This is a genomic window from Pseudoalteromonas byunsanensis, from assembly GCF_001854475.1.
GTDB classification, from domain to species: domain Bacteria; phylum Pseudomonadota; class Gammaproteobacteria; order Enterobacterales; family Alteromonadaceae; genus Pseudoalteromonas; species Pseudoalteromonas byunsanensis.
The window spans coordinates 398,438-424,117 of sequence record NZ_MNAN01000032.1 but is presented as its reverse complement, the minus strand read 5'-3'; the positions used below and the strand labels follow the sequence as shown (position 1 = coordinate 424,117).

The window sequence follows — 25,680 nt, the reverse complement described above, 5'->3', positions numbered from 1 at the left end:
TTGCAACAGTAAATGATACGACTGAAGTATATGCAAATGCTTCTTGGTCAAAATTCGAAATGATCACTCGTATCGCGCCATACCCAACAGGTATTCCACTAAGTGCAGATTCAGAGCTAGCTAAAAAATACATAATTCCTCACACACCTCAGGCTGTTTTAGATGATATGGTTGGTATCAGCGCTCGCTGGCGTGTACTTCCTGGCGGTAACCGTACAGACGAGTGGAACACAACAACTAGCCAAATCACAGCGGGTATCCGTGGTGAAATCTCTGAATGGTCTTATGACCTAGCGGTAACTCGTGGTGATTCAGAGCGTGAGCAAAACCGTTTAACTGGTTATCCTAAGCAAGACGAGTTCCTAGCACTACTTAACTCTGGTGCTATCGACATCTTCGCTGCGCCTGAAGACCTAACTGCTGAAGAGAACTCTGCTGTTGCAGCTTCAATGTTCAACGGTCTATGGGAAGAAACTGAAACTACAATGACAGCAATTGAAGGTAAGCTGTCAGGTGCTATTGCAGATTTAGACGCAGGTAGTGTATACCTAGGTGTTGGTTTCGATTACCGTGCATCTGAGTACGCACGTTCAAACGGCGAAGGCAATAACAACAAGGTTGTATTGTACGAGTCAGTATCTCCTGAGTATGACCTAGATCGTGACAACTACGGTGCATTTGCTGAAGTTATCGTTCCAGTTATGGAAAACCTAGAGTTAACAGGTTCAATCCGTTACGACAGCATCGGTGAAATCACTGATTCACTTCGTGAAGGCAACAAAACTGTAAACGACAGCGAAAACGATACAACGTACAAGTTAAGCTTATCTTACCGTCCTACAGACGAGCTATTACTACGTGCTTCAATGGGTACTGGCTTTAAGATGGCAACGATGCGTCAAATCGCTGAGCCACGTGTAGAGTTTGGTGTAACAGCTTCACCATATGACTGTCCACTAGCATCAGGTCACCCACTTAAGTCAGCGTGTCACTCAGACAAGCTTCAGTATGACGTATACCGTGAAGGTAACGCTAACTTGAAGCCAGAAACATCTGAGCAGTACACATTCGGTTTCGTATGGGCTGGTGATACAGGTACAAGTGTGTCAGTAGATTACTGGAACATTGAAATGGAGAACGAGGTTCAACGTTTAACTCAGAACCAAATCTTCTTCAACCCAGCGACATATAACCACCTATTCACGACGAAGTATGATGAAAGTTTGAAAAAAGACGTTCTGGCTATCGTTCAGGCAGCTGATAACGTTGGTCAGTCAACGACTACAGGTATCGACTGGAGCATCAACTTAACAAACGAATTGTCATTCGGTACGTTAAAGACTGGTATCATGGGTACTTACCTGATTGAGTCTGAAAGCCTACGTGTTGGTACAACTGATGTTTGGGATTCAAGCTTAGGTAAAGTTGGTACTGATGAAGCGGTTGCATTCCGTAACATCGTAAACATCAACAACTCATTCACTCATGGTAACTTCACGCATGACTTGAATATCAAGGCGCGCAGTGGTTACACAGATGCAGCGGCAGATGTAAACTTCACTGTATTTAGAGCTGATTTGAGCGAAGAAGTTGATGGTAGCCTAATCCAGAAGCATATCCCGGTATACTTCACTGTTGACTACCGCTTGTCATACGCTTACGGCGACAATGCAAACGTAACATTTGGTATTAAGAACTTACTAGACAAAGAGCCACCGTTCACGCTAAACGCGGCAGCGGGTCACCAGGTAGGTTACGATCCACGTTACGCAGACCCGTACGGTCGTACTTTCTACATCCAAGCTGATTACACTTTCTAAGTTAGTTTGATGTAATAGAATTTAAACCCCACTTTAAGTGGGGTTTTTTTGCTCTCGAGAACATCTCATCTGCCATCATTCGATTAATACTGATTAAACTTTGTTTTTTTGGCTATGTCGGCGCTGGAAAATTGCAATCTCTCAACATTATGAAGCGTTGTTTTAAGCTGAGAGAAAATTGAAGGTGTTGCAAAAAGAGAAACAAGTAGAATAAGTTGATATAGCATTGGTGGGAGGGGAGTCTGTAAGAGTATATCGGTTGGTTATATTGATAAAGTTTTGGCCTCAGCAATGGGCAATTTGAGCGCCACATCTTAGACACCAAAACTTAAAAGTTTTATATAACTTGGTTCTTAATTAGAATCTATAACTTATCCCTAACGCCAGTGAACTGGTATCTAAATCACCCATATCCATATACTGCCACCCCACGTTCAATGCTATGCCATTGTCCCAATCATATTGCCAACCAGCTTCGGCAAATAAGCCTACACCATCGTCTTGTTTGAGTTTTTTACTATTTTGTGCGATTTCATAGTCGTACAGTTGTGCACCTAACTTACCGTAAAAGTAGCTATTGTCGGTCACTTTATATTGACCTTTGGCAGCGACGACAAAGTTGCTGTAGTCCAACTTATTGGCATCAAGTTCAAACAGTAGATTGTCATTTCGGTTGCAAACATACTTATCAGTAGTGATGTCTTTACAATCCCAGTCATCAGCCTCGCTACCACCATTGATACCCAACTCTAAAGCCCATGTGGAATCAAACTGGTAGTTATAGTATAGATAAACCGAACCGACACCATCACCATCTTGACTTGAATTTCTATATTCAGCATCTCCGCCTTGCAATTGTGCACCGATGCGATGGGTTTCATTGTTCTGTTCTGCCTGACTTGTAAAACTTGCTATAGCCAGTAACGTAAGAGGGATAATTGAGCGCGTATTCATAGTGTACACTTCCTGTTTATTTAACTTGCGAGCAGTCTATCTAGAAGCGATGTGAGAGTCTGTTGTGGGTTTGTTAGGGGGTGTGGGAGTATGTCAGAAAATGTAAGGAGCTGTATTAACTGGGGGATTTTTGGCCTAGAGCCCCTGTTTTGGTGTGCAGAAATATTCTAATCCCGTATAAGGTTAAACCACCAGCTATAACAGCACAAAGGATATGGTGCGTTATCAAGTGAGCGATGGCGGTTATTTTAAATGCGCGAGCAAATTGCTTTTTTTGGTATGTAGGCACACCATGAGCGACCAGTCTGATGAACAACAGCGCTGTGAGCGAAACAAACAGGCTGATAGCACTGAACCCCAATAGCGATGTTTTAACAGTGATAGCGAGTAAAAGATACGCGAATATTTGCATGAATAAGTTACCTTATGGATTCAATATCAGTTCTAAAGAATGAAGTTTTTTTGTTTAGCAGTTCATTTCGAGCAGTGCAGAAAATAAAAGTTAATTAGTGGGCTTTTTCAATTGACTTATATCTCGAATTTGGTACAAATGTAATTCAATAAACTTTTGAATTCTTATACTCTTATGACTCAATTAACGCAACTGACAAACCTGACAACATGGCAACGAAATAACGTTGTGATGTGCTCGTTTGTGCGCTGCGGTTAATTGCTTTTTCTAACCGCGATGATAAAAGCGGTTAGCCTCAAAGTTTTTCTCCCTTTTATCGTCCAAACTGGCAAGGATACGTACTATGCCCGTTCAGGCATCCTATTTGTTTGTGATCTTAGTGTGGTCCACGACACCCTTGGGAATCGTTTGGAGCAGTGAAACAATTCCGCCGACGTTTAGTGTTTTAATGCGTATGTCGATAGCACTGGTTCTCGCGGGACTGGTTATTGCCGTCGCGAATATTCGTGTGCCGTGGCATCGCCGTGCTTGTAAGCTCTATATGTACTCTGCTTTAGGAATTCTAGGCGGAATGTTATTGAGTTATCTGGCCGCACAAACCGTACCATCAGGTGTGATCTCTTTGATATTTGGTATAGCCCCCATACTTTCTGGGTTACTTGCTCAAAAGCTGCTTGGTGAGGCTAGGTTTACACCCGTTAAAGTGTTTGCATTAGTACTCGCCTTGTGTGGTTTGTACTTGATTTGTGCCACGCAAATTCAGCAGTTAGACTTGGCACCAATTGGCCTATGTTATGTTTTCTTGGCCGTGTGCTGCTTTAGTCTTAGTGGGGTTCTTATCAAACGCGTGAAAGTGGCAATTCACCCCATGGCGACAACTTTTGGGGCATTATTATTTGTAACTCCAATGTTTGCACTCGCATGGTGGTTGGTGGATGGCACTATGGCGCTGGAACAATGGCAGATGAAATCGGTTTGGTCCACGGTCTATTTAGGCGTTATTGGTTCATTACTGGGGTTTTTAGCGTACTTTCATGTTTTACAAAAACTACCTGCCAGCACGGTTGCGTTGACCACGTTGATCACGCCAGGGTTTGCTATTGCATTGGGTGCATGGCTCAATAATGAAGCGATTACAGGCAGTTTGCTACTTGGAGCGGCAATTATAATTTTGAGTTTAGCGTTGTTTCAATTTGGTGAGCAACTTAAATGGTTTGTGCCAGAACACAATCAAGTGAAAAGCGATAGGTAGATGAAACTAATAAACACCTTATATATTACTGGGGCGGGTGTCAGTGCTCAAAGTGGCATTCCCACATTTAGGGGAGAAGATGGGTTTTGGACCATAGGTAGCCGTAACTATACCCCACAGCAAATGGCGACCCGAGCTATGTATGAACATAACCCCGGGGAGTTTTTGAGTTGGTACTACAAACGTTTTGTAACCTATCGCGAACATGGCCCTAATAAGGTTCATACATGGCTGGCTGACAAGAAACTGATAACACAAAATATCGATGGCTTGGACGGAAAAGCCGGAAATAAAGATTACATCTCAATACACGGGCGCATTGATAAAGTGACATTGTTTCATGACCAAGGTGATAAGGTAGCAATAGGATCTGCACCTTGGCATGAAGTCGATGAAAATAACCTTAAAGCAAGTTTACTGGACATTTTTAAGATTGGTCAATTTGGGCCTGAGCTTAACAAGTCACTGAAACCCTATGTATTGCTCTTTGATGAGTATTACACTGATTTATATGACATCGGTCGCGCGCAAGAGATGATGATGGCTGCAGATAAAATGGTTTTTATAGGGACGTCTTTTAGTGTCAATATTACTCAGATTGCACTTGAAATAGCCCGCCATAATCACATAGAAGTTGAAGTAGTTGACCCTGACCCGACACATATTATGTACGATAAGGTCACCTATTTTGCGATGCCAGCATCACGGTATATTGAACGATAAATATTTTCGCATGGCTAGTTGAGTAGGGTGAGTACTTCTTCATTGGCGCATTCAAACGCCGCTCCAAGTAGCAAAATACGGTGGTTATTACCGTTTAATTTTGAGAAATCGGCGCTTTTTTTCAAGTGTTTACAGATCAACATTAAGGTACTTGCCTGACTGGCTTGTTGCTTAACTTGTGCTTCAAGCAAAGCCAGTGCCGCGGTCAGTTCATGTGCTGGCAAAGTATCAAAGCAAGGGTTAAAGGCAAGGTAACACTCCATTGGCATAAGTTGCTGGTTGTTTTTGCTCGCCAGAGCTTTAGCTAGGGACTCGTTACGTTCAAATAGCATGAGTGAGCGAATATAGTTAAAAGGCGGCGGTGCGGGGTGTAAGCGCCCTAAAAGTGCATGCAATACGGTATTGCCTTGCTCATTTTGTTGGTCAAAACCTTCACAGGCACTTAGTGCGGGTGTAAAAAACGTTAGTTTATCAATGTCGTTGATACCAGCGATCAGCGGTTCAGGTATAGGTTTTTTCTCAAATAGCGTGCTGACCAAGTCTTGAAAAAACAGATAAAGCGCTTGGTCGCTTTGGGCCTGTTGATACAAATATTTGAGTTGGGCGATATTATCATTGCTATTGCTTTGCTGATAAAACTCAATGAGTGCTTGTGCATCTTGATGTTTTATTAGTTCTACCAACTTAATAACTGATTCTTGTTGACCCATCTTGTTGCCATCATCGCTATGATTAGTTAGTTTCAGTGTAGAATAAAACGCTTTAAAAAGGGAGACTTATGGTTTCAAAAGCGGTTTATGTTCTGATCGAGTTATAACAAGTGTTACGGAGTAATCTGAATTGGATCTTAAACAGGCATGAAAGTCTTTCTATCTGGCAGCTTTTAGCATCTTCAGAACGTTTGATTTTTTGTAATGAAACTACCAGCTTTTCTCATTTTTTCACTACACTTAAAACTTGGATCGCCGAAAGAGTAATCTTATGTTTGATGATGATTCAATCTTATTTAGTTCCGACGAAGAACCTGAAGAAGTCGTAGCCAAACCACCATGGAAAGTGTTGTTAGTAGATGATGAGGAAGATATTCACCAAATATCTAAACTTGTTTTGGCACAAATGCAGTTTGATAGTCGAGGCATTACCTTCTTACATGCATACAGCGGTGAGCAAGCCAAAGAGGTACTGAGTGAGCACAATGATATTGCCCTGATCTTACTTGATGTTGTAATGGAAACTGCTGAAGCTGGCTTAGATTTTGCCAAGTACGTACGTGAGCGAGCCCAAAATGCTAAGGTAAGAATCATTTTACGCACTGGCCAGCCAGGTATGGCACCAGAGTCTGAAATTACTAGAGATTACGACATAAATGATTATAAAACTAAAACAGAGCTAACCAGTAGCAAGCTTAAGGCTGCGGTGATAGTTGCCCTTCGGACCTATCAGCATTTAGAGAAAACTGAATATGTGCAATCGGGGCTGAACAAAATAATTCAATGTACTAACTCGCTGCTTGGAGATTCTGAACTTGTTGAGTTTGAAATCAAAGCATTCCAGTCTATCGTTGAAACACTGCCTTTAAGCCAGCAGTTCGAACCTAGTCCCGTCACCGCATTTATTGCACAATTAAATGTTCAAACAAGTGAACTAGATGTGATTTTGCCACAAGGGGAGACGCTGGAGATCCCCAAAGAGCTACTAGATACATTTATTAGCAACTTTGACACACAGTCATACCACAGTGCTGTTATGGAGAATTTTGCGATTTTATATGTGGGAGAAAGGCTGGGAGACTGTCCTGTTTTTGTTATCGCTCAGTATCTCAATGCTATTGATGAGCAAGAAGAGTTACTACTGCTAAATCTAGGTCAAAATATAGAGATTGCTTGGCGCAACGCCAAATTGCAAATGAGATTGAGCGACAGCAATGTAGATTTAGAAAACCAAGTAGCTGAACGCACGACTGAGCTAACCAAAGCGAGAGAGCGCGCAGAGCAAGCAAATTTGGCAAAATCTATGTTTTTATCCAACATGAGTCACGAAATACGCACGCCACTGAATGCTATTTTAGGGTTTGCTCAACTTATGGAAAGAGCCAAAGACCTCTCTCAAAGTCACAAACAGACCATGAATAAAATTATCAGAGCAGGGCACCACCTTCTTGATATTATTAATGATGTACTGGATATTTCAAAGATAGAGGCCGGCTCCGTTCAGCTTAACCTCAGTGATTTTGAATTGAGCAGTTTACTTGAAGATCTTAGTAGCATGTTCAAGCTCAAATGTGAACAAAAGCAGTTGTCATGGTGTTTAGAGAATAATGTACATGGAAAAATAGCCGTACATGGTGATCAGGGTAAGCTGCGCCAAATACTGATTAACTTATTGGGTAATGCTGTTAAATTTACAGATAGCGGTGAAGTGAAGTTAGTACACTCGCAAAGTGATGAAGATACCTATCATTTCGAAGTATACGACACAGGACCCGGTATATCACAGCGGGAGCTTAATAGCTTATTCACCAGCTTTACACAGGGCAGTGCGGGTGTAGAGAAGGGTGGAACTGGACTTGGGCTCTGTATTTCGAGCAAGCAGGTAGAGCTGATGGGGGGAAAACTCAACGTATCGTCTGAACAAGGAAAAGGAAGTTGCTTTTCTTTTAGTATCAAATTGCTGCCAGCTAAGATGGATATTAACCAAACGAAGGCATTAGAACTCACTCAATTGTCATTACGGGCAGGCAAAAAGTTGCGAGCTTTGTGTGTGGATGATGTTGCTTATAATCGAGAAATCTTAGGTCAAACGTTACAATCCTGTGGTATAGAAGTTGAATATGCTGAAGATGGGAGTCAGGCAATTGATAAGGTTAAACAACAGCAATTTGACATAGTTTATCTCGATTTGCTCATGCCAGTAATGCGAGGTGATGAAGCTGTGCAGATCATTCGAAATGATCTCAAGTTAAGTGAATTAAAGTGTGTTGCAATTTCTGCGTTTAGCTTACATCACGAAGTGCAACATTATTTGAGTATTGGCTTCGACGAATTTATCGGCAAACCTTATACCATCGAGCAAATTTTTGATTCACTCGCACGCTTCTTTCCTGAACATTTTGAATCATGTGAACTCGACAGCGAGCAAGCATCGGTTAGTGATCAGACAGAGAATATAGAGTTATCCGCTTTTACCTTACCAAAAGTACAGCTTGAGCAATTACGGCAATGCGCACAAATCAATGGAACCTCTAAAATCAAGCAAATTTTGCAGGAAATAGAGCAGCAACAACCAAATAACAAGCAACTTACTCAATATTTAGCTAACTTTATAAGTAAGTTTGATATGGCAGGGTTTATTACCGCGCTGGACGAGGTGCAACATGAATGATGATATGGTGTCACTCAGCAATTGCAAAATATTGATAGTTGATGATAAGGCTGAAAATTTAGAGTTGCTCACAAGCTTTCTAGAGGCTGAGGGGTATGAAGTTGCCTTTGCCACCTCTGGTAAAGAGGCTATTAACATCGCAACTATCTTTTTACCCCACCTTATATTGCTGGACGTTATGATGCCTGGGATAGATGGGTTTGAAACGTGTCGGCGGCTAAAATCTCTGGACAGGGTTAAAGATGTGCCTGTGATCTTTGTCACAGGTAAAGCTGAGCTTAGCGATATTGTTGAAGCATTTAGTGTGGGTGCTGTTGATTATGTTACCAAGCCTATTCGTCAGGAAGAATTATTGGCAAGAGTGTCAACTCATTTGCAGTTGCAAGCGTTAATAAACTTACGTGATGAGCTGATCTCCACGCTACGTGATAAAACGCTTGAGCTCGAGAAATTATCGAAACTCAAAGAACAGCAACTAGAAGCGTCTCAGCAATTTAGTCATCTTGGTGAGCTGGTAGGGGAACTAACCCATGAGCTTGGTACTCCGCTTAGTGTGATCAGTACTGCTATTACACATTTAGATGACAAGCAGAAGGAGCTGAATCAACAAGTTCAGCAGCAAACTTTGGCAAAAAGTGATCTCCAAGCATTTATCGATAATGCAGCGCAGAGTTATGACATCGTTCTTTCAAATTTAAATAATGCGATGCATCTCATAAATAGTTTCAAGCATATTGTGGTGGGGGAATTTAGTAATGCTATTACAGAGTTTAATTTGTTAGATTATTTGCATGATATTCAACGTGTTCTCCACCCTAAACTTAAGCGCTCTCCACATAAGGTGCAAATTCATTGTCCGGATGGCTTGCAGATCACATCTGACGCCGGTGTATTGTCACAAATATTGATCAACCTGATCAATAATGCGCTCATACATGCATTTGAGCAAAACACATCTGGCCATATAGTCATTGACGTCAGTCATCAAAACGGACAAGTCACATTAGGTGTTAAAGATGATGGACGTGGTATGGATAGTGAAACTCTTAATAAGGTATTTGAGAAGTATTACTCAACTCGTATTGGTCAAGGTGGCAGTGGACTTGGCTTGTATATAGTAAAAAATCTGGTGGAAAAGGGCTTACAAGGCCATATAGAGGTAAGTAGTCAAGTGGGTAAAGGTACGCATTTTTGTCTAACCTTGCCTCAACACATAAATGTTAGCGCCAAAAACTAGTGTAAAGGCGTGTGACTGAGTGCTGTATTTGGGTTATACACAGTGCTGTTTTGATATTTATGAAGTGGGATAGATTACACATCATGTTATTTGGCGTTATGGCTGGCCCACAAATTATCAGTGTCGTTACGAGACATGCAAACTCAGCTAGCCAATAGCTGAGTCACGTACACCCCACAGCACCCCGTATCTAAAGAATCTCATCGTGTGGATAAAAATAACTCACTAGTCAGTGATGGGTTTTAGCTTTATAAATCGCGCAGTGCTCAAATGCACGCTGCTGTGATGTATCAAAGAAAAGTAATTGATATATCACGATTAATGACTCTAATGATTAGGAATTATCATGTTAAAAACTTTGATTGTGGTTGAATCTGAACAAACCGCAGCTGAGTTTGGTTTAGCCAATGTGCTAAGTTTTGAACAATATCTGCAAGATTACCCAAAGCGTGATGAACCGAAAACACGCATTATCAACCTCTGTGATACGGGTCAGTATTTAAGTAAAGGCTATTATTGTTCGCTGTTGGCGGAAGCTCGTAAACACGTTGTATTGCCTACAGTTAAAACCATTAATGCACTGCGTACCGAGCACCTTGAATTTGCTTTAACCAATATTCAACGCAAAGCGCTTGAGCAAAAGCCACAATGGGTGTTTTTTGGTCAAACCGACGAGGCGGCATTGGAGGCCGTTGCATCGACTTTGTACAAGCGTTTTGCCGCGCCATTATTGTGTATACGTTTATTGAGCGAAAACCGCCTAATCGTAGAGCAAGGTTCAATCACACAGTTGGATGAAGTACAAAAGTCACATCTGTTTAGTGCAATGACTAAGCTAAGTGAATCCGTTTGGAGATTGGGCAATAAGCAGCATCTTGCACGTTGGGAAATGGCAATTTTGGTTGACCCACAAGAACCTTCGCCGCCAAGCGATGAAGATGCCATCGCTAAATTTGTTAAAGCTGCACGTAAAAATGGTATCCATGCACAGGTTAAAACTATCCAAACGCTGGACGACATCAACCAGTATGATGCGCTGTTTATTCGCCAAACGACAGCAATTGACCATGTGACTTACCGTTTAGCGACCAAAGCGGAAGGTGCTGGAGTGGTTGTGATGGATGATGCAACTTCTATTCTGCGCTGCTGCAACAAAGTGTATTTACATGATGCTTTTAGTTACAACAAAGTGCCGACTTTAAAAACTCAAGTCGTGAGTGATGCTTGTGGACATACACTTGAGCAATTAGAGCTGCTATTTAGCTACCCTATGGTGCTCAAAATGCCTGAAGGCTCGTTTTCTCGTGGAGTGTACAAGGTAAAAGATCGCCAACAGCTCATTGAGCGACTAGAGGAGCTATTGGCGGAGAGCGCATTGGTACTTGTACAAGAGTATTTATATACCGATTTTGACTGGCGTATAGGGGTACTTAATGGGCGTGCAATTTATGCCTGTCGTTATCATATGGCGAGAAATCATTGGCAAATATATAACCATGATTCGAAGCGCTTTAGCTCCGGTGGATTTGAGACTCTGCCCACTTTCGAGGTTCCAAGGGCGGTACTTTCTGCTGCGTTAAAGGCCTGTAAAGTGATAGGAAATGGTTTGTATGGTGTTGATATTAAAGAGGTGAATGGTAAGGCGTATGTGATTGAGGTTAACGACAACCCGAGTATAGATCATAAGGTAGAAGATGCTTATTTAGGCAATGAGTTGTACATGCTAATTATGGCTGAGTTTGTCAGACGTTTAGAGGCAAGAGGAAAATATGAATAGCAACGCGGTTACCTTGCGTTTTGCCAATTCAGAAGATTTAGCGCAGCTGACTACAATTGAACAAAGCTGTTTTAGTAGCGACAGGCTCAGTGTTCGTAGCTTAAAGCACTGGCTAAGCGCTAAACATGGCCTATTTTTGGTTGCAAGTAGTGATGGTGTGGTTGTTGCGTACGGACTCGTGTGGTGCTTAAAAGGCACCCGGTTGGCCCGTTTGTATTCATTGGCGGTTTTGCCTGCTTATCGCGGACGAGGGATAGCGCAGCTGTTGCTCAATGAGCTTGAGTTGTTAACTCAGCGCCGTGGACGGGCTTATTTGCGCTTAGAAGTGTCAACATTAAATCAGGCGGCGATCTCTCTTTATAAAAGTATTGGTTATCAGGTGTTTGGTGCTTACAGTGACTACTATGGTGATGGCAGCGAGGCGTTACGTATGCAAAAACGTGTCGCTAGGTTTGGTGGCAAGGGTACGCAGCTACAGGTATCTTGGTATAGGCAAACCACGGACTTTACCTGTGGACCTGCCGCTTTGCTAATGGCCATGAACAGTCTGGACGATACAAAGTCGTTAACACAAATTCAAGAGCTGGCTATTTGGCGCGAAGCAACAACAATTTTTATGACCAGCGGGCACGGCGGTTGTCATCCGATTGGTTTGGCATTATCTGCGATTAGTCGAGGCTTTAGTGCACAAGTGTTTTTGACTCAGTTAACACCGCTGTTTTTAGAAGGGGTGAGAAGCGAGGATAAAAAACAAGTTATGCGTACAGTACATGAAGAATTTGTGACTCAGGCAAATACTCAAGGCTGTTTGCTTCATGACAAACCTTTGGAGCTAGAGCAGTTACATAAGCTGTTGAAAAGTAATCACAGAGTGCTGATGCTAATAAGTACTTATCGTTTAGATGGGAAAAAGGCACCTCATTGGGTGTGTGTGACTGCAATAGATGACCATTGTGTGTATGTACATGACCCTGAACTGGACCCATCTCAGCAGTCGATTGACTGCCAACACGTTCCAATAGGTCTTGAAGAGTTCAACAAAATGGCGACGTTTGGTAAAAACCGCTTACGGGCGTCTATCGCGATTTCGCTTTAACTGTGTGGCTGGTAGTGAAAAGTACCAGCCTATTGCATAGCCGCACCCACATAAAAACCAAAGTAAACTTGCCAGCATTGAAAATTCCGTGACTTGTTGCCAATACATGATACTCAATGGGATAGCGACTAATCCTCTTAACGTACATATTACGGCTAAGGAAATCAAAGCCAGACTTTGTAGTGGCAATACGCGAATGATGTTGGCACCAGCAAGTGCGTACATGGCACACATTAAAAATATCAAAGACAAAATAACGGTCGTCACGGGAGCAAGCCAAGTTCCTTGTATTGCCGAGTTAATAATGGCGGTAGGAGCGAGTTGTGCTCGATAACATTGCGCACCAAAATAAATACAACTGAGATGAGCAATGGCCGTGAGGATTGCTATCATTGCACAAAATAGCAGACTGTACTTAACTAACTTAGGCAAACCATAGATCCTTTTTGGTTGTAACTTGTACATGTATAGTACGTATAGTACGCATAGTACGGATATCAAAGAATAATCACAATGACTGAATATTTACGCCCAACTATTATCATAACAGGTGCTTCAAAAGGGGTCGGTGCTGCTTGTGCTCTTGCTTACGCTAAAGCTTATCCGAACGGATTGAACTTGGTGCTGGTGGCAAGAAACTTAGCCCCTCTTGAGCAAATAAAAGCTCAATTGGCCAGTTTTACAAATTGCCAAACCTTAATCATTCAGGCTGATGTTGCTCTATTAAGTGACTGTGAACGGATTATTGCGCAAGCAGTTGAGCGGTTTAATGCTATTAACGTGTTGGTCAATAACGCTGGCGTGCATCATCGCGGCGAGTTCAGTAAATTACATGCCCAACATGTGGCTGCAATGGTGGATGTTAACTTACGAGCGCCTTTAGTGTTAACGTCGCTGGCGCTTAAACATATGCCACAGAATGCATCAAATGCTGTGGTAATGGTGGGCTCTTTGGCTGGACTAACACCGCTACAGGGCGCGGCTACATACAGTGGCACCAAAGCAGGGTTGCGGGCGTTTACTTATGCCTTGCATGATGAACTTGCAAACAAGAATGTAAATATTGCTGTTGTGTCTCCAGGGCCTATCGATACTGGCTTTATTATGGATGAAATAGATCAAGTTGAGGATATTGTTTACTCACAGCCTATGAGTAGTGCCGATCAAGTTGCCGATGCCGTAGTACAATTGAGCCACTCGAGCAAAACCGAGACTGCGATGCCAAAAGCCAGTGGTAAACTGGCTACCTTGAGTTATTTGTTTCCTCGTTTTCGTCGCAGTGTCAGAGGATTGCTTTATCGTATTGGTGCAAAAAATAAAGCTAAGTACCGCCAAGCTCACCGAAAGTAGGCCGCCTGTGAACTCATAGCTTTCTCATCAACTCCATAAGCCAGTTTTTGAACTCTAATATTCTAGCCTTACGGGGGGAGTCTGGGTTGTATAGGAAGCTGTAACGCACGCTGGGTTCGCAACTGATATTGAAAGGTTGTACCAACAAGCCTTGCTCGAGATAGTGTTTGGCTTGTCTTGGCGAACCTAAGCACACCCCGTGTCCTGTTATGACCGCACCTAGCGCAAAATCCATGTTACTTACTTCCAGCCACTGACTATTGTTACTACAACGAGAGATACCTGCTTTATCAAACCAGTTTTGCCAATAGTCACTGTAGGCATAATACACTAACTTACAATGCGCCATATTGGCGATGTCGTTTAATTGGGCTTGTTCGGCAAAAGCTGGAGAGCAAAGTGGGACCAATTGATCTTCCAAGATAACCTCTTGCTCTAAATCAGCAAAGAGAGAATGGCCGTAGCGAATTGCCACATCTACCTCTGTGTGGCGAATATCTTCAACTGCGGGGGAGACAAGTACACGAACGGCAATCTCGGGATAGGCCTCAGCAAAGCGCCACATGTTTGGGATCAAGATCATCGAGGCAAATGATTGAGTGGTAGTGACAGTTAGTATCCCCTCCAATGGCTCGCAGCTGACTTGTCTCACGCTGGCGGCTATATCTGCAAAGCTCCTTGATAATGACAGCGCAAGCTGTTTGCCTTGAGAGGTCGGCTGCATGGTACGCCCTTGGCGATAAAACAGCTTACAACCAAGGTTTGATTCGAGTAGTCTGATTTGCTGGCTCACAGCAGCCTGTGTCACATACAACTCTTGCGCGGCTAGACTGTAACTTTTATGGCGCGCCGCAGCTTCTAAATAACGCAAAGCAGTAAAATGATTCAATTCTTTATACATAAGCTAATCTTATAGTTGATGTTAAAAATCATCGTTCGAGGGAATGCTCCTTTTTGTCAATAATAATGACATAGTTTAATTATCACAGGAAATAGCATTATGACTCATCAATCAAGTAACGAACCAGAAAATAAAGCATATACACCTAGCAAAGCAGAGCAAGTTAAACATCATCGATTAATGATGTGGTTCACCATAATTGCGCAGAAGCTACAGTTAGGGCAGGCGGTCAAGGTAAAATAACCATTAGGTGATATTTTTTATTCATGCTCTAAGAGATCAGCATTTGTGTGGCTTGATTAAATTAAATTCAGGCTTTCACATTTCGTGCACTTTTACTTGCCAATGTTTTACTGCGAATCAAAATAAGGTTTGGAGTGACACTATGAACAACGCAAAGTTTGTGCAAGCAATAGCGCTGACAGCCGTCTTAAGCGCATTGCAAGTATCGGCATTGGAAGCGAAACCAAAGCCTAAGCATCCACCCAGGCAAGAACAAATTGCAACGCCATTAGATCAAGAACTTTCAGCCTTGATCACGCAACACGATTTAAGTGGACGTGTTGCGGGGGCAAATCTGTTGCCGAAAATTTCTGACCCCATTGCGCAATTGGGGATGCAGTTATTCTTCACTAAAGCGTTAGGGGGAGAAAAGTCAGTGGCATGTGCAAGTTGCCATGACCCACGACTTGGTGGTGCAGACGGACTATCACTGCCTATCGGTACTAATGCGGTTGATAGTGATGTGGTTGGACCTGGCCGACAAGCCATCAATGATGAAATTAATATTCCACGGAACTCGCCGACCATTTTTAACACTGGGTTTGCCTTACACTCGTTATTTTGGGACGGTCGTGTGGAGCGTGTTGTTACGACGGATGAGCAAGGTAACGAAATTAGTTTTATTAGTACGCCAGATTCAGGCTTTAATCAACCGGATGAACAAGCAGGCGACTCTTTGGTTAGCACCTTGGCACGTTTTCCAGTTACTTCAAAAGAAGAGATGCGAGGTGAAGCTTTTGAGACGGCTACGAGCAACGATCAAGTGCGTGAACATCTTGCGCAGCGTATTGGTGATTATGGTGCTGAGCAGGGCAGTTTGCCTACTAACGATTGGTTACAAGCATTTCGTGAGGCGTTTAACTCACAGGGTGATGCACAGTCATTGATCACATTCGATAATATTACTTTTGCGCTTGGGCAGTACCAGTCTTCATTTGTTATGGTGAACACAGATTGGCATCGTTATGTACGAGGGGATTTGAGTGCATTGACTGAACAACAAAAACAAGGAGCTAAATTATTCTTCACGCAAATATCTGATGGAGGAGCCGGTTGCGTAAATTGTCATAGTGGTGATCGATTTACCAACGATGGCTTTTTCAATTTGGCGTTTCCTCAATATGGTGTCGGTACTGATGAGAATCATGCAGATATTGGTCGTGGGGCTATCGATCCAGAGCCTCGTAACCAATTTGCATTTAGAGTACCTAGTTTGATTAATGTTGCCTTGACCGCACCGTATAGCCACGCTGGAGCTTATGAAAGTTTGGAGCAAGTTGTTAGTCATTATTCTGATCCTGAGCAAACCGTGGAGCAATTTTTCCAAAGTGGTGGAGCATGTGGATTAAAGCAGTTTGCCTTGAGCGCGCAGTGTGAGACACTCAATCAACAAGCAAGAGAGAATACCGATGCGGCCTTAAGCTTGCTGCGCGCTTCGCCATTTGTGGCGGCAAATTTAGCGCCACAACAGCAGCAGGACTTAGTCGCATTTTTACATGCGCTAACTGACAAGTGTGCCAAAGACAGGGAGTGTGTAAGACGTTGGATCCCAAATCGTAATACACCAGACCCTGATAATTTACGCTTGCGTGCGCCGCGCAGAACGGGCGGATAACCAAACATTATGAAACTGACCATTCGTGTCAAACTGTTGTTAATTATTTTGATAGCTAATACCGCTTTGGTATTAGCTATTTATGTGGCAAACAAACTAGCATTTGAAAAAAGCTTTTCTAAATATATAGAAAATACCTCCAGAGTACAGTTACAAGATGTGATAGCCAAAGTTTCACAAACCTATGAAACGCAAGGTTCACTTGCGTGGGTTTACAAAGGTTCTGATGATTGGGAAAGCCTTGTACATTTATACTATGAACTAGCACGTGACTCTGGTCGAGGTGGTTTTGAGGGTTATGAAGGTAACCGACCTCCGCCTCCACGGGATGATTCTCGACCTCCTAGACCGCGCCGTTACGATGAGGCTAATACTCGGCCACCTAAACCGCGTCGCGCAGGTGAAGAGTTTAGGAGGCCAGAAGAGCGCCGTCAGCCTCCACCAAGGCCGACAAATCGTCGTTTGCTGCTTAAAGATGCAGATGGCCAGTTGTTGATGGGAAACGCGCAAAATACTAAAAATACATTTTGGTTTCCGATTTACCAAAGTGACCACCTGAGTGAGCCAAAATATGAACAGGTGATAGCTTATTTAGGGATAGAAGGCAGTGGTTTGATCCGTAATGAATTTGACCAGCTGTTTGCAAAACAGCAGCAGCAACAATTTATATTAATCGCTTTGATTGCTTTGTTGGTTACTGTGTTGTTGGCAGTACCGTTTAGTAAATATATGGTTAAACCTATCGTACAGTTAAGGCGCAATGCTAAGGTGTTGACACAAGGTGACTATAGCGCTCAAGTTGACATTAGCAGTAAAGATGAACTTGGTCTTTTGGCACGAGATATGAATCGTTTGGCGGATACCTTGGCACAAAACCAAATTGCCAGACAACAATGGATAGCCGATATATCACATGAGTTACGTACACCAATAGCAGTTATTCGTGCCGAACTTGAAGCAATGATCGACGGCATTATTGACAGTACGCCCGAACAATTAATGTCGTTACATGAAGAGATCCAACGTCTAACTAGGTTGGTGGAAGACTTACATCAATTGTCGTTATCTGACCGTGGTGCGTTAACTTATCATATGGATACGCATAATTTATACGATATCTTATCGCGTACATTTGCGAAAAACCGCCACCAGATAGACACCAAGCATTTAACTTTTTCACTGCAATGCAGTGAAAACTTAGAACTTGATTGTGATGAACAGCGTTTAGGTCAACTGTTTGATAACTTGTTGCAAAATACCTTACGTTATACAGACTCTTCATTACACCAGCCAGGGGTATTGGATGTTAAAGTAAGCCAGCATGATGGTGAAACCAAAATATGCTGGCAAGACAGTGCGCCGGGAGTATCCATTAGCCAAATTGATAAGCTATTTGACAGGTTATACCGTGTCGAAGGAGCTCGTAGTCGTGAAGCTGGTGGCTCGGGGTTGGGGTTGGCGATTTGTCAAAGTATTGTGCTTGCACATAATGGTGAAATCAGTGCAGGGTTGAGTGAACTGGGCGGGCTCGCTATTATGATCACACTAAGACATTAAGTGGACCTTATGTGTGGCAAACAAACATATTTTAATCGTAGAAGATGAGCCAAAACTGGCCGATATTCTAGCCAAGTACTTGGCGCAGGCAGAATTTACTAGTCATTGTGTACTTGATGGCGCTTTGGCAGAAGAAGCATTTAAACAGCAACAACCTGCGTTGATCTTACTCGATTTAATGTTGCCGAATGTGGATGGAATCGAGATTTGTAAACGTATTCGAGCCTACTCCAATGTGCCTATCGTGATGATTACAGCTCGAGTTGAAGAAGTCGACAGACTACTGGGTTTAGAGATTGGCGCAGATGATTATATTTGTAAACCTTACAGTCCTAAAGAAGTGGTAGCCCGAGTTAAAGCGATATTGCGTCGTGTAGCATTGAATCAAAAGGGGCAAATATCGGAATTAGAAAGTAAGTTGAAATTGGATGAAGAAACTCTTTTTGCGTCATTTCTAAGTGCTAAAGTCGCACTAACTCATGTTGAGTTTATGTTGCTCAAAGCGATGTATGGCCACCCAAGCCGTATTTATAGTCGGGATGCATTAATGGATCAAATCTATGACGATAGTCATATTGTGAGTGACAGAACGATAGACAGTCACATCAAAAAAATTCGTAAAAAGTTACACAGTATTGCTCCAGAGCATGAGTTTATTCACTCTATCTATGGTGCAGGTTACAAGTTCGAAGCACATAGTAGCTAGCAATGCTTAGTTAGTAACCTTGCATCGCCATGCCACACGGTGATTTGCGATGCAATTAGGAAGCGCACTTTGCAATGTTATCTAAAACTTCATTGTTGGCATAGCAATTGGCTATGCGTGAACAAAAATTGTCCGATACTGGGTTTTGTTGGCTATTGGCTCGAATTAAAACCACATCTGCGATGGGCAAAGTGGGTAGGCTGCTACAGTGTAGCTCTGTTAAATCACCTTTGCTTAGCGGTGACATGGCACCTATAGCAAATCCATTACGTACCAACCCTCGCTGCGCTATGGCGCTGCCACTACATGCAAAAATTTTAAATGCTCGGTTGAGCTTATGCAGCCCTTCAATCGCCCCTTGATGAAAGCGGCAATCACGTTGGAAAATTGCAATGGGTAATGGGTGTTTGTTTTGCGCATTGTGCTTTGGGTTGTATACCCATACGCCTTGCGTTGACTCAAGCAAGTACCCTTCTTCAGAGTCTGATGAGCGAGTGATAATTGCCAAATCAAGGTGACCACTGTCAATCATGATCTTCACTCGGTTGCTAGGTGTGCAAGTGATCTGTAAATCTAGATTTGACCATTGCTGATGAAGTAATTCTACGATTTTAGGCAAAACGGACTCGGCATAGTCATCTGGGCAACCAAGGCGTAATAAAGTACTAGGTTGCGCTGCGTTCATTTGTGCCAATGTATCATCGTGTAATTGCACCAGTTGCTTGGCATAGCGAGCAAATATTTGTCCATCATATGAGAGATTAAGTAAGCGGCCTTGTTTTTGAAATAAAGACTTACTTAAATCCTGCTCTAGCTTTTTCATTTGCATACTGATTGCTGACTGCGTGCGGTTCACTTGCTTGGCAGCACGGGTAAAACTGCCAGTTTCAACAAAGGCCAAAAAACTCCTCAACGCATCAATATCCATAAGTCGCCCCGATCTATAAGAAACACTGATAGGTTATATCAAAATTATCCGTTAGTCAGAAGTGTTTTTATTGGTTTTAATAGGAACATATCAAACGCTAAGGAAACATAAAAATGCAGTTATACATAGGCAACAAAAATTATTCGTCATGGTCATTAAGAGCATGGTTAATGCTTGAAAAAAATGAGATAAAATTTGATGAAGTTAAACTTTTACTCGATACGCCAGCATTTTACGAAGCGCTGAAAGAGGTGACACCAAGCCTCAAAGTGCCCAGTATCATTGACCGTGATATTCATGTTTGGGACTCATTAGCAATTTGTGAATATATCAATGATGTTTATTTGTCTGGTCGCGCATGGCCTGAATTAATTTGCCAAAAGGCAAAGGCCCGAGCCATAGCCTGTGAAATGCACTCTGGTTTCACTGCTTTGCGTAATGAAATGCCAATGAATATTCGTGCGAAACGCAGTCTTATTATTAGCGACTCTTGCAAAGAGGACATAGTGAGAGTTGAGCAAATTTGGGCTGAGCAAATGATGCAATATGCTGACAAAGGTGGTTGGTTATTTGGTCGCTGGTCAATTGCGGACGCGATGTTCGCACCCGTTGTGATGCGCTTTCAAACGTATGGCACAGTTTTAAATTCACAAGCTCAGTTGTATATGGATAAGGTGCTCAGCTGCCCTTCATTGGTTAAGTGGGTCAATGAGGCCTTGCAAGAAACCGATATCGTTGAGGTTGATGAAGCTGGAGAGGCGCGAGAATAAGGAGTAAATCATGAAAACTATTGGGTTGCTAGGTGGTATGAGTTGGGAGTCAACACAAAGCTATTATCGACTAATCAATGAAGGAGTAAAGGAAAGGCTTGGTGGGCTAAATAGCGCTAAGATAGTGCTTCATAGTGTCAATTTTGCAGAAATTGAGGCATTGCAACGTGCTGGGGATTGGCAAACCTGCGCTAACATCTTAGGGCAAGCAGCGAGGGGGTTGGAACGTGCTGGAGCCCAATGCATAGTGATTTGTACCAATACGATGCATAAAGTGGTGCCACATATCATCAAGTATGTGTCGTTGCCCATTATTCATGTTGCAGATGTGACTGCGCAGGCGCTTCAAGCGCGGGGTATTGAGCGAGCTGCACTACTTGGTACGCGTTTTACGATGTCTGAACCATTTTACGCCGAGCGTTTGAGCAGTTATGGACTAGAGGTGATAGTACCAAACCAAGATGAGCAAACCATGGTGGATAATGTTATTTATCAGGAATTGTGTATTGGTCAAATTAATCCTAGTTCAAAGCAGCAATACCTAGCGTTGGTAAATGCATTACGTGATAGAGGAGCCCAAGCAGTTATATTGGGTTGTACAGAGATTGGTTTACTTATCAATCAACAAGACAGTGAGCTGATGCTATTTGACACAACTCTAATACATGCTCAGGCAGCTGTAAATTTTGCATGTGACACATAAATAAGAGGCACTTTATACAATAAGTCTTATCTTCATCGGTTTCGAATATTGCTAAGTCTCACAAGCGCATCTATAACTGTATGATGCGTTTATTTTTTATAGTGATATGACAGTGAATAGGTGGTTGGCTTTATGTTGTGCATGGGTGTCGAGTTTATTCATGGGAATGTTGCAGGCACAAAGCACTGAAAAAGAAATCTTTTCTCTCACTTTGGATGATTTATTGGAGCTCTCGGTCACTTCAGGCTCAGACAGAGCCGAAAAGTTGCGACATACACCTGCCTCAATCCAAGTTTTAACCAAAGAGCAAATCAAGCAGCGCGGTTATACCCACTTAACAGAAGTTATAGCCGACTTATCAGGTTTTGACTTGAGTACTTCTTATGGCTCAGATTACACAACGTTTTTTCAAAGAGGTTATCGCACACCTAGCACTCAGCGAACATTAGTTATGATCAACGGCATAATTAATAATCAATTGTGGAGCCATGATTTTCCTGCTAATCAGCAGATCCCTCTAACAGGTATTGAGCGCATAGAGGTGCTCTCGGGCCCTGCTGGTGCGGTGTATGGGCCGAATGCTTTTTTAGGCGTGGTAAATATCATTACTCAAAAAGGCAAAAACCTAGACGAGGATGGGCACGATCTTAAGATGCAAGCGCAAATGGCTGCTTATGACTCTAAAGGTTTGGACTTCACTATACTGGGTAAGCAGCAAAGTTTGAGTTATTGGTTATCGGCAAAAGCGTATGAAAGTGATGGCCCTGGGCTTGAAGATATGTCTCGTTGGGGGTTTGTGGATGAGAAGTATTTATCTGATGAGAGATTTTGGGGGCCTGTGCTTAATTACAGTTACAACGGCGTACCGTACGGGAAGTATGTTTCTAAAAATCAAGAGCATGGGGTATTTGGCGAGATAAGCTATGACGGGCTGACTGCAGGCATTAACCACTGGATGACGCATAACGGCTACGGTGTGCAGTTTAGTTTTGACCGAGGTCAACCAAATGCAACCTGGAGTAGAAAAACCAGTTTATACTACCTTGAACATGAGCATACATTCTCTTTGGATATAAAAATAAAGAGCTTCTATCGTTATCGTATAGAGCAGCGATATGGTAATTGGGCAGAAGCAAGCCCTGACGCACAAAGCGAACAATCTCGGTATTCATTTGTCACAATTTCAGATTGGAATTCTGCGAGCACCTCTAACAAGTTTCGTCAGGACTATGAGTATCAATATTCAGACTCTTTACATTTGGCCGCTGGTATTAAGTATGAGCGAAAAGAATTGACCAAAGCCTATGAAATTTGTGGTTACTGGGCTTCAGCGTACTGTTCTTTTGAAGATGACGATGATTTAGGACCCTATGGTTTGGGTAAAGGTGTGTACTATTCAACAGACAATACCATGCCTGTATTACTCGGTGCATTGGGAGATATGGATGCTGTAAACTTAATAAAAACTACCGATCGTGGTGCTTATCTCAGAGCCAGTTTGAAAAAGTCTAGTTGGTCATTAAGCGGTGCAATTCGTTGGGATAATAACTCGACTTACGGAACTTTTATTAAACCCCGTGTTGCAGCAACGTACGACTACAATGAGCGCAATACATTCAAGTTAATTTATGCAACTGCTTTTCAAGAACCTGCGCCTATTCAATTATATGGAGGCTGGAATGGCCGCAATTCAAACCCTGATCTCCTACCTGAAGAAGTGCAGGACCTTTCCTTTATTTGGTATTACCAAAACGGCCCTTGGTTCAGTGATTTTTCGCTTTATCATAGCCGCTACAAAAATGTCATTAAAGAAGAGTCTGAAAATGCGGGTAAAAGAGACATAACTGGGATTGAATGGCGGGTGAAATATGAACTTGATAACCCTTGGTTTGACGCACCACAGATAAGTAGTTACCTGAACTATAGCTATACTTACGTGACCAGCTACATCAATTACGACCATCAACTAAATGTCTGGGTAGGTAAAGACACTCAGGCTTGCCAGACGGATAATACATTGTGTGAAGAGCATCAAGTACAACTGGGAGATATTGCCCCCCATAAGATTAATTTGGGTATCAATCTGCCTGTGACCCAGAGGTTCAGTATTAATACGCGCTTTAATTATATTTCTAGCAAAGAGTTTTATCTTAGTAATCCGCTGCGAGATGCAGGCGTTAAGCTTGCTGATTCGCTTACGACTAATATGGCTCTAGTGTGGAACACTAAGTCTTGGAGTGTGCATTTTAAAATCAATAATTTGTTTGATAGTCAGCTTTACCACTCAGGAGTTGCTCAAGCAAATTCAGGTAGTACATTTACTGATGAAAACGCAGATTTACTAAGAACAGGGGGGTTTTATAACTCCATCCTACCTCAGGTGGGGCGGAACTGGGAGTTGGCAATCACCGCTTCATTTTGAGCGGCAATCAGTCAACTTATTAATAAAGAGATACTCTGTGCGCGTATATTCACCTTAACTGGGTGTCACAATAGACAAACTAGCGGGTAGAATTTTGATGCTTAATTCGGTGGTGTTATCAAGTTCGCCATCGATACAATATTGAAATGGTTGCGATGAGCTAACCGTGACTTTAGTTGCTCTTTGGTGTTGAACGTGCATGTTTGACTCTTGCTTTGTGGGACTGTTGCCAAGTAACTGTGTCAGGCTGAGGAGTTTATCCTTGGTATCTTGATGATATTCAAGTTGTGTAATGTCTAATAACCCATCTTGCCAGTTTGGTTCTCCCCCACCTTGGGCGAGTAAAGTCGTCATTGGGGCTGCATTGGCAATTGCTAAGCTGCTGCCTGTGACATTTTGCTTAGGTTTATCGTCAATAACGATGTCTACATTTAGAGGTTTATTATCCAGCAGAGCATCCAGAAAACCTTGTAGGTAAGCGAATTGTCCATGTTGATTTTTTTGTTCGCGATTAGCATGGTCTATCATTTTTTCTTCAATACCTAATGCTACAACCAGTAACGCAGTTTTGTCGTTACACAGCATAGTGTCCATCTGCAGTGTGTGATGAGTTAACAGCGCATCGCAGGCGCTGTGAATTGGGTCTATTTTGCTACTTATGCCAAATAGCACATGAGCGAGAGCGTTTGCTGTGCCGATGGGCAAAATTCCTAGCGTATGGTTGGTGTTTTTTAGTGCTGAAGCCACTTGGGCGACAGTGCCGTCACCGCCACAGGCAACGAAAGTATGCTCCTTATTTGGTAATAGGGACTTCACTAATTGTGTAACATCTGTATCCGCTTCTGTGAGGTGACAGTTCAGTTTGTATTTTTGTGTAAGTAATCCCAAAATTTGATTTGCATACTCCTTCCATTTCCCGCCTCCCGATACAGGGTTAATGATTAAAGAAATGTCAGGTGCCTGATGCTCTTTGATATACTTACTAAGTGTTAACAATCTTTTAAGTTGTTTCTTGTTTAGTCTCGCTGTACTGCGAATAGATTGAACGTTTTCGATAACCTGCCTCTCAGTTAACGTGGGCTCTGTGGCAAGCAAATACGCGCATAACATAAAAAATGAACGGCCACGGCCAAGCGCACAATGTATCACTACTTTATGGCCCAATTGATGCTGTGCTTTGATCCAGTTAATGGCGTGTACTAGCTGCGCTTCGCTTGGTGAGAAGTGATCAAGCACAGGTAAGTTCAGATAGTACAAATGCTCTTGTTCGGCTGACCAGTTTAGGCCATCAAACTCCGCGGTTACGTCGAGAATCGCATTTATACCCTGCGCTTCAAGTGCTTCTATATCAGTAGGAAATAAGCGACATGCCAAAAAGAGGTTGGGAGTGATCTCTTGAATAGCAGGTACCTTATCATTGTGACGTACAAATGCGTTATATAACTGAGTTCCCAATAAATAGGGGAGGAGCGCAATCTTTATCCAAAGGGGGATAGCACCAGTTGCGGACTTTCTAAATAAACTAGGATAGTTAGTCGTATAGGCGAAGCAGACGCAGGCTAAAGAGATGGACAACCAAAGTATAGGAAATAAAAACCAGCTATCAATACTGAACCACGCAAGGGTTAGACAGAGAGTAAACATTAACAAATAGTATTTGATCATTTTCATTGGCTTATGGCCTCTATGAACGCAAGTTTGCACATGCATTTTGCGAATGCTTTTTGTGAATGCAGTCGCAAAAAGCATTGATTTTATTATTTATTAAGTCAAAAGCATTTTGATGCCTGTTAT

At 42.5% G+C, this 25,680-nt stretch carries 22 protein-coding genes; 15 read left to right on the top strand and 7 right to left on the bottom strand.

The annotated features are described in order from the left end of the window. A partial coding sequence (locus BIW53_RS13905; protein WP_139158770.1) for a TonB-dependent receptor domain-containing protein occupies positions 1-1,820 on the top strand: 1,820 nt, incomplete at its 5' end. 357 nt (positions 1,821-2,177) lie between these two features. Here BIW53_RS13905 and BIW53_RS13900 read toward each other — a convergent pair. Next, positions 2,178-2,774, bottom strand: coding sequence for an outer membrane beta-barrel protein (locus BIW53_RS13900; RefSeq protein ID WP_070992606.1), 597 nt, complete (start codon positions 2,772-2,774; stop codon positions 2,178-2,180). A gap of 115 nt (positions 2,775-2,889) precedes the next feature. Next, on the bottom strand, positions 2,890-3,186 hold the full coding sequence (locus BIW53_RS13895) for a hypothetical protein (protein WP_070992605.1): 297 nt from the start codon (positions 3,184-3,186) through the stop codon (positions 2,890-2,892). A 343-nt stretch (positions 3,187-3,529) separates the two neighbouring features. On the opposite strand from BIW53_RS13895, the gene BIW53_RS13890 reads away from it, so the two are divergent. Together BIW53_RS13890 and BIW53_RS13885 are read left to right on the top strand one after the other, a co-directional pair. After that, a complete protein-coding gene (locus BIW53_RS13890) occupies positions 3,530-4,438 on the top strand; it encodes a DMT family transporter (RefSeq protein ID WP_070992604.1) in 909 nt (302 codons plus the stop codon). Positions 4,439-4,447: 9 nt separating this feature from the next. Then, complete coding sequence (locus BIW53_RS13885) at positions 4,448-5,161, top strand: SIR2 family NAD-dependent protein deacylase (protein WP_070992628.1); 714 nt, start codon at positions 4,448-4,450, stop codon at positions 5,159-5,161. Positions 5,162-5,175: 14 nt separating this feature from the next. On the opposite strand, the gene BIW53_RS13880 is transcribed toward BIW53_RS13885, so the two are convergent. Continuing rightward, positions 5,176-5,871, bottom strand: a complete 696-nt coding sequence (locus BIW53_RS13880) for a hypothetical protein (protein ID WP_070992603.1) — start codon at positions 5,869-5,871, stop codon at positions 5,176-5,178. A 271-nt stretch (positions 5,872-6,142) separates the two neighbouring features. On the opposite strand from BIW53_RS13880, the gene BIW53_RS13875 reads away from it, so the two are divergent. The 4 genes from BIW53_RS13875 to BIW53_RS13860 all read left to right on the top strand — a co-directional run bounded on the left by BIW53_RS13875 (position 6,143) and on the right by BIW53_RS13860 (position 12,652). Beyond that, the gene (locus BIW53_RS13875) at positions 6,143-8,542 is read left to right on the top strand and encodes a response regulator (RefSeq protein WP_070992602.1); all 2,400 of its coding nucleotides are present in this window, start codon (positions 6,143-6,145) and stop codon (positions 8,540-8,542) included. After that, a complete protein-coding gene (locus BIW53_RS13870) occupies positions 8,535-9,779 on the top strand; it encodes a sensor histidine kinase (RefSeq protein WP_070992601.1) in 1,245 nt (414 codons plus the stop codon). The genes BIW53_RS13875 and BIW53_RS13870 overlap by 8 nt, the downstream gene beginning before the upstream one ends. 346 nt (positions 9,780-10,125) lie before the next feature. Further along, entirely contained in the window at positions 10,126-11,556 is a 1,431-nt protein-coding gene (locus tag BIW53_RS13865; RefSeq protein WP_070992600.1) for a RimK family protein, read from the top strand. Continuing rightward, positions 11,549-12,652: a GNAT family N-acetyltransferase/peptidase C39 family protein gene (locus tag BIW53_RS13860; protein WP_070992599.1), complete on the top strand. Its 1,104-nt coding sequence runs from the start codon at positions 11,549-11,551 to the stop codon at positions 12,650-12,652. The genes BIW53_RS13865 and BIW53_RS13860 overlap by 8 nt, the downstream gene beginning before the upstream one ends. Here BIW53_RS13860 and BIW53_RS13855 read toward each other — a convergent pair. Beyond that, positions 12,623-13,117, bottom strand: coding sequence for a hypothetical protein (locus BIW53_RS13855; RefSeq protein WP_084228166.1), 495 nt, complete (start codon positions 13,115-13,117; stop codon positions 12,623-12,625). The two genes, BIW53_RS13860 and BIW53_RS13855, sit on opposite strands and share 30 nt — an antisense overlap. Positions 13,118-13,165: 48 nt before the next feature. Between BIW53_RS13855 and BIW53_RS13850 the strand changes: the two genes are divergently transcribed. Then, on the top strand, positions 13,166-14,002 hold the full coding sequence (locus BIW53_RS13850) for an SDR family NAD(P)-dependent oxidoreductase (RefSeq protein WP_070992598.1): 837 nt from the start codon (positions 13,166-13,168) through the stop codon (positions 14,000-14,002). A 13-nt stretch (positions 14,003-14,015) separates the two neighbouring features. Here the strand turns inward: BIW53_RS13850 and BIW53_RS13845 are convergent, their stop codons facing one another. Further along, a complete protein-coding gene (locus tag BIW53_RS13845) occupies positions 14,016-14,903 on the bottom strand; it encodes a LysR substrate-binding domain-containing protein (RefSeq protein ID WP_070992597.1) in 888 nt (295 codons plus the stop codon). 99 nt (positions 14,904-15,002) lie between these two features. On the opposite strand from BIW53_RS13845, the gene BIW53_RS20950 reads away from it, so the two are divergent. From BIW53_RS20950 to BIW53_RS13830, 4 genes are all read left to right on the top strand, one after another. Then, on the top strand, positions 15,003-15,146 hold the full coding sequence (locus BIW53_RS20950; protein WP_175442146.1) for a hypothetical protein: 144 nt from the start codon (positions 15,003-15,005) through the stop codon (positions 15,144-15,146). Between the two features lie 142 nt (positions 15,147-15,288). Beyond that, positions 15,289-16,800: a cytochrome-c peroxidase gene (locus tag BIW53_RS13840; RefSeq protein ID WP_070992596.1), complete on the top strand. Its 1,512-nt coding sequence runs from the start codon at positions 15,289-15,291 to the stop codon at positions 16,798-16,800. Positions 16,801-16,809: 9 nt separating this feature from the next. Further along, positions 16,810-18,357 (top strand): ATP-binding protein, encoded by a 1,548-nt coding sequence (locus BIW53_RS13835; RefSeq protein ID WP_070992595.1) that lies wholly within the window; start codon positions 16,810-16,812, stop codon positions 18,355-18,357. A gap of 13 nt (positions 18,358-18,370) precedes the next feature. Further along, positions 18,371-19,063, top strand: coding sequence for a response regulator (locus tag BIW53_RS13830; RefSeq protein ID WP_070992594.1), 693 nt, complete (start codon positions 18,371-18,373; stop codon positions 19,061-19,063). A gap of 55 nt (positions 19,064-19,118) precedes the next feature. Here the strand turns inward: BIW53_RS13830 and BIW53_RS13825 are convergent, their stop codons facing one another. Further along, positions 19,119-19,991, bottom strand: coding sequence for a LysR family transcriptional regulator (locus tag BIW53_RS13825; protein WP_070992593.1), 873 nt, complete (start codon positions 19,989-19,991; stop codon positions 19,119-19,121). A 113-nt stretch (positions 19,992-20,104) separates the two neighbouring features. On the opposite strand from BIW53_RS13825, the gene BIW53_RS13820 reads away from it, so the two are divergent. The 3 genes from BIW53_RS13820 (at position 20,105) to BIW53_RS13810 (ending at position 23,886) form a co-directional block, all read left to right on the top strand. Then, the gene (locus BIW53_RS13820; RefSeq protein ID WP_070992592.1) at positions 20,105-20,761 is read left to right on the top strand and encodes a glutathione S-transferase family protein; all 657 of its coding nucleotides are present in this window, start codon (positions 20,105-20,107) and stop codon (positions 20,759-20,761) included. A gap of 10 nt (positions 20,762-20,771) precedes the next feature. Beyond that, entirely contained in the window at positions 20,772-21,464 is a 693-nt protein-coding gene (locus tag BIW53_RS13815; protein ID WP_070992591.1) for an aspartate/glutamate racemase family protein, read from the top strand. Positions 21,465-21,624: 160 nt separating this feature from the next. Then, positions 21,625-23,886, top strand: a complete 2,262-nt coding sequence (locus tag BIW53_RS13810; protein WP_175442145.1) for a TonB-dependent receptor plug domain-containing protein — start codon at positions 21,625-21,627, stop codon at positions 23,884-23,886. 54 nt (positions 23,887-23,940) lie between these two features. Here BIW53_RS13810 and BIW53_RS13805 read toward each other — a convergent pair whose 3' ends face one another. Continuing rightward, a complete protein-coding gene (locus BIW53_RS13805) occupies positions 23,941-25,557 on the bottom strand; it encodes a diacylglycerol kinase family protein (protein WP_070992626.1) in 1,617 nt (538 codons plus the stop codon). Positions 25,558-25,680 lie beyond the last annotated feature (123 nt).

Excerpts from the sequence above, each read along its gene's own strand:
- BIW53_RS13865 (WP_070992600.1), top strand. The coding sequence starts at position 10,126 with ATGTTAAAAACTTTGATTGTGGTTGAATCTGAACAAACCGCAGCTGAG.
- BIW53_RS13895 (WP_070992605.1), bottom strand. The coding sequence starts at position 3,186 with ATGCAAATATTCGCGTATCTTTTACTCGCTATCACTGTTAAAACATCG.
- BIW53_RS13880 (WP_070992603.1), bottom strand. The coding sequence starts at position 5,871 with ATGGGTCAACAAGAATCAGTTATTAAGTTGGTAGAACTAATAAAACAT.
- BIW53_RS13850 (WP_070992598.1), top strand. The coding sequence starts at position 13,166 with ATGACTGAATATTTACGCCCAACTATTATCATAACAGGTGCTTCAAAA.
- BIW53_RS13860 (WP_070992599.1), top strand. The coding sequence starts at position 11,549 with ATGAATAGCAACGCGGTTACCTTGCGTTTTGCCAATTCAGAAGATTTA.
- BIW53_RS13870 (WP_070992601.1), top strand. The coding sequence starts at position 8,535 with ATGAATGATGATATGGTGTCACTCAGCAATTGCAAAATATTGATAGTT.
- BIW53_RS13855 (WP_084228166.1), bottom strand. The coding sequence starts at position 13,117 with ATGTACAAGTTACAACCAAAAAGGATCTATGGTTTGCCTAAGTTAGTT.
- BIW53_RS13875 (WP_070992602.1), top strand. The coding sequence starts at position 6,143 with ATGTTTGATGATGATTCAATCTTATTTAGTTCCGACGAAGAACCTGAA.
- BIW53_RS13815 (WP_070992591.1), top strand. The coding sequence starts at position 20,772 with ATGAAAACTATTGGGTTGCTAGGTGGTATGAGTTGGGAGTCAACACAA.
- BIW53_RS20950 (WP_175442146.1), top strand. The coding sequence starts at position 15,003 with ATGACTCATCAATCAAGTAACGAACCAGAAAATAAAGCATATACACCT.
- BIW53_RS13825 (WP_070992593.1), bottom strand. The coding sequence starts at position 19,991 with ATGGATATTGATGCGTTGAGGAGTTTTTTGGCCTTTGTTGAAACTGGC.
- BIW53_RS13845 (WP_070992597.1), bottom strand. The coding sequence starts at position 14,903 with ATGTATAAAGAATTGAATCATTTTACTGCTTTGCGTTATTTAGAAGCT.
- BIW53_RS13805 (WP_070992626.1), bottom strand. The coding sequence starts at position 25,557 with ATGAAAATGATCAAATACTATTTGTTAATGTTTACTCTCTGTCTAACC.
- BIW53_RS13810 (WP_175442145.1), top strand. The coding sequence starts at position 21,625 with ATGGGAATGTTGCAGGCACAAAGCACTGAAAAAGAAATCTTTTCTCTC.
- BIW53_RS13900 (WP_070992606.1), bottom strand. The coding sequence starts at position 2,774 with ATGAATACGCGCTCAATTATCCCTCTTACGTTACTGGCTATAGCAAGT.
- BIW53_RS13890 (WP_070992604.1), top strand. The coding sequence starts at position 3,530 with ATGCCCGTTCAGGCATCCTATTTGTTTGTGATCTTAGTGTGGTCCACG.
- BIW53_RS13835 (WP_070992595.1), top strand. The coding sequence starts at position 16,810 with ATGAAACTGACCATTCGTGTCAAACTGTTGTTAATTATTTTGATAGCT.
- BIW53_RS13840 (WP_070992596.1), top strand. The coding sequence starts at position 15,289 with ATGAACAACGCAAAGTTTGTGCAAGCAATAGCGCTGACAGCCGTCTTA.
- BIW53_RS13820 (WP_070992592.1), top strand. The coding sequence starts at position 20,105 with ATGCAGTTATACATAGGCAACAAAAATTATTCGTCATGGTCATTAAGA.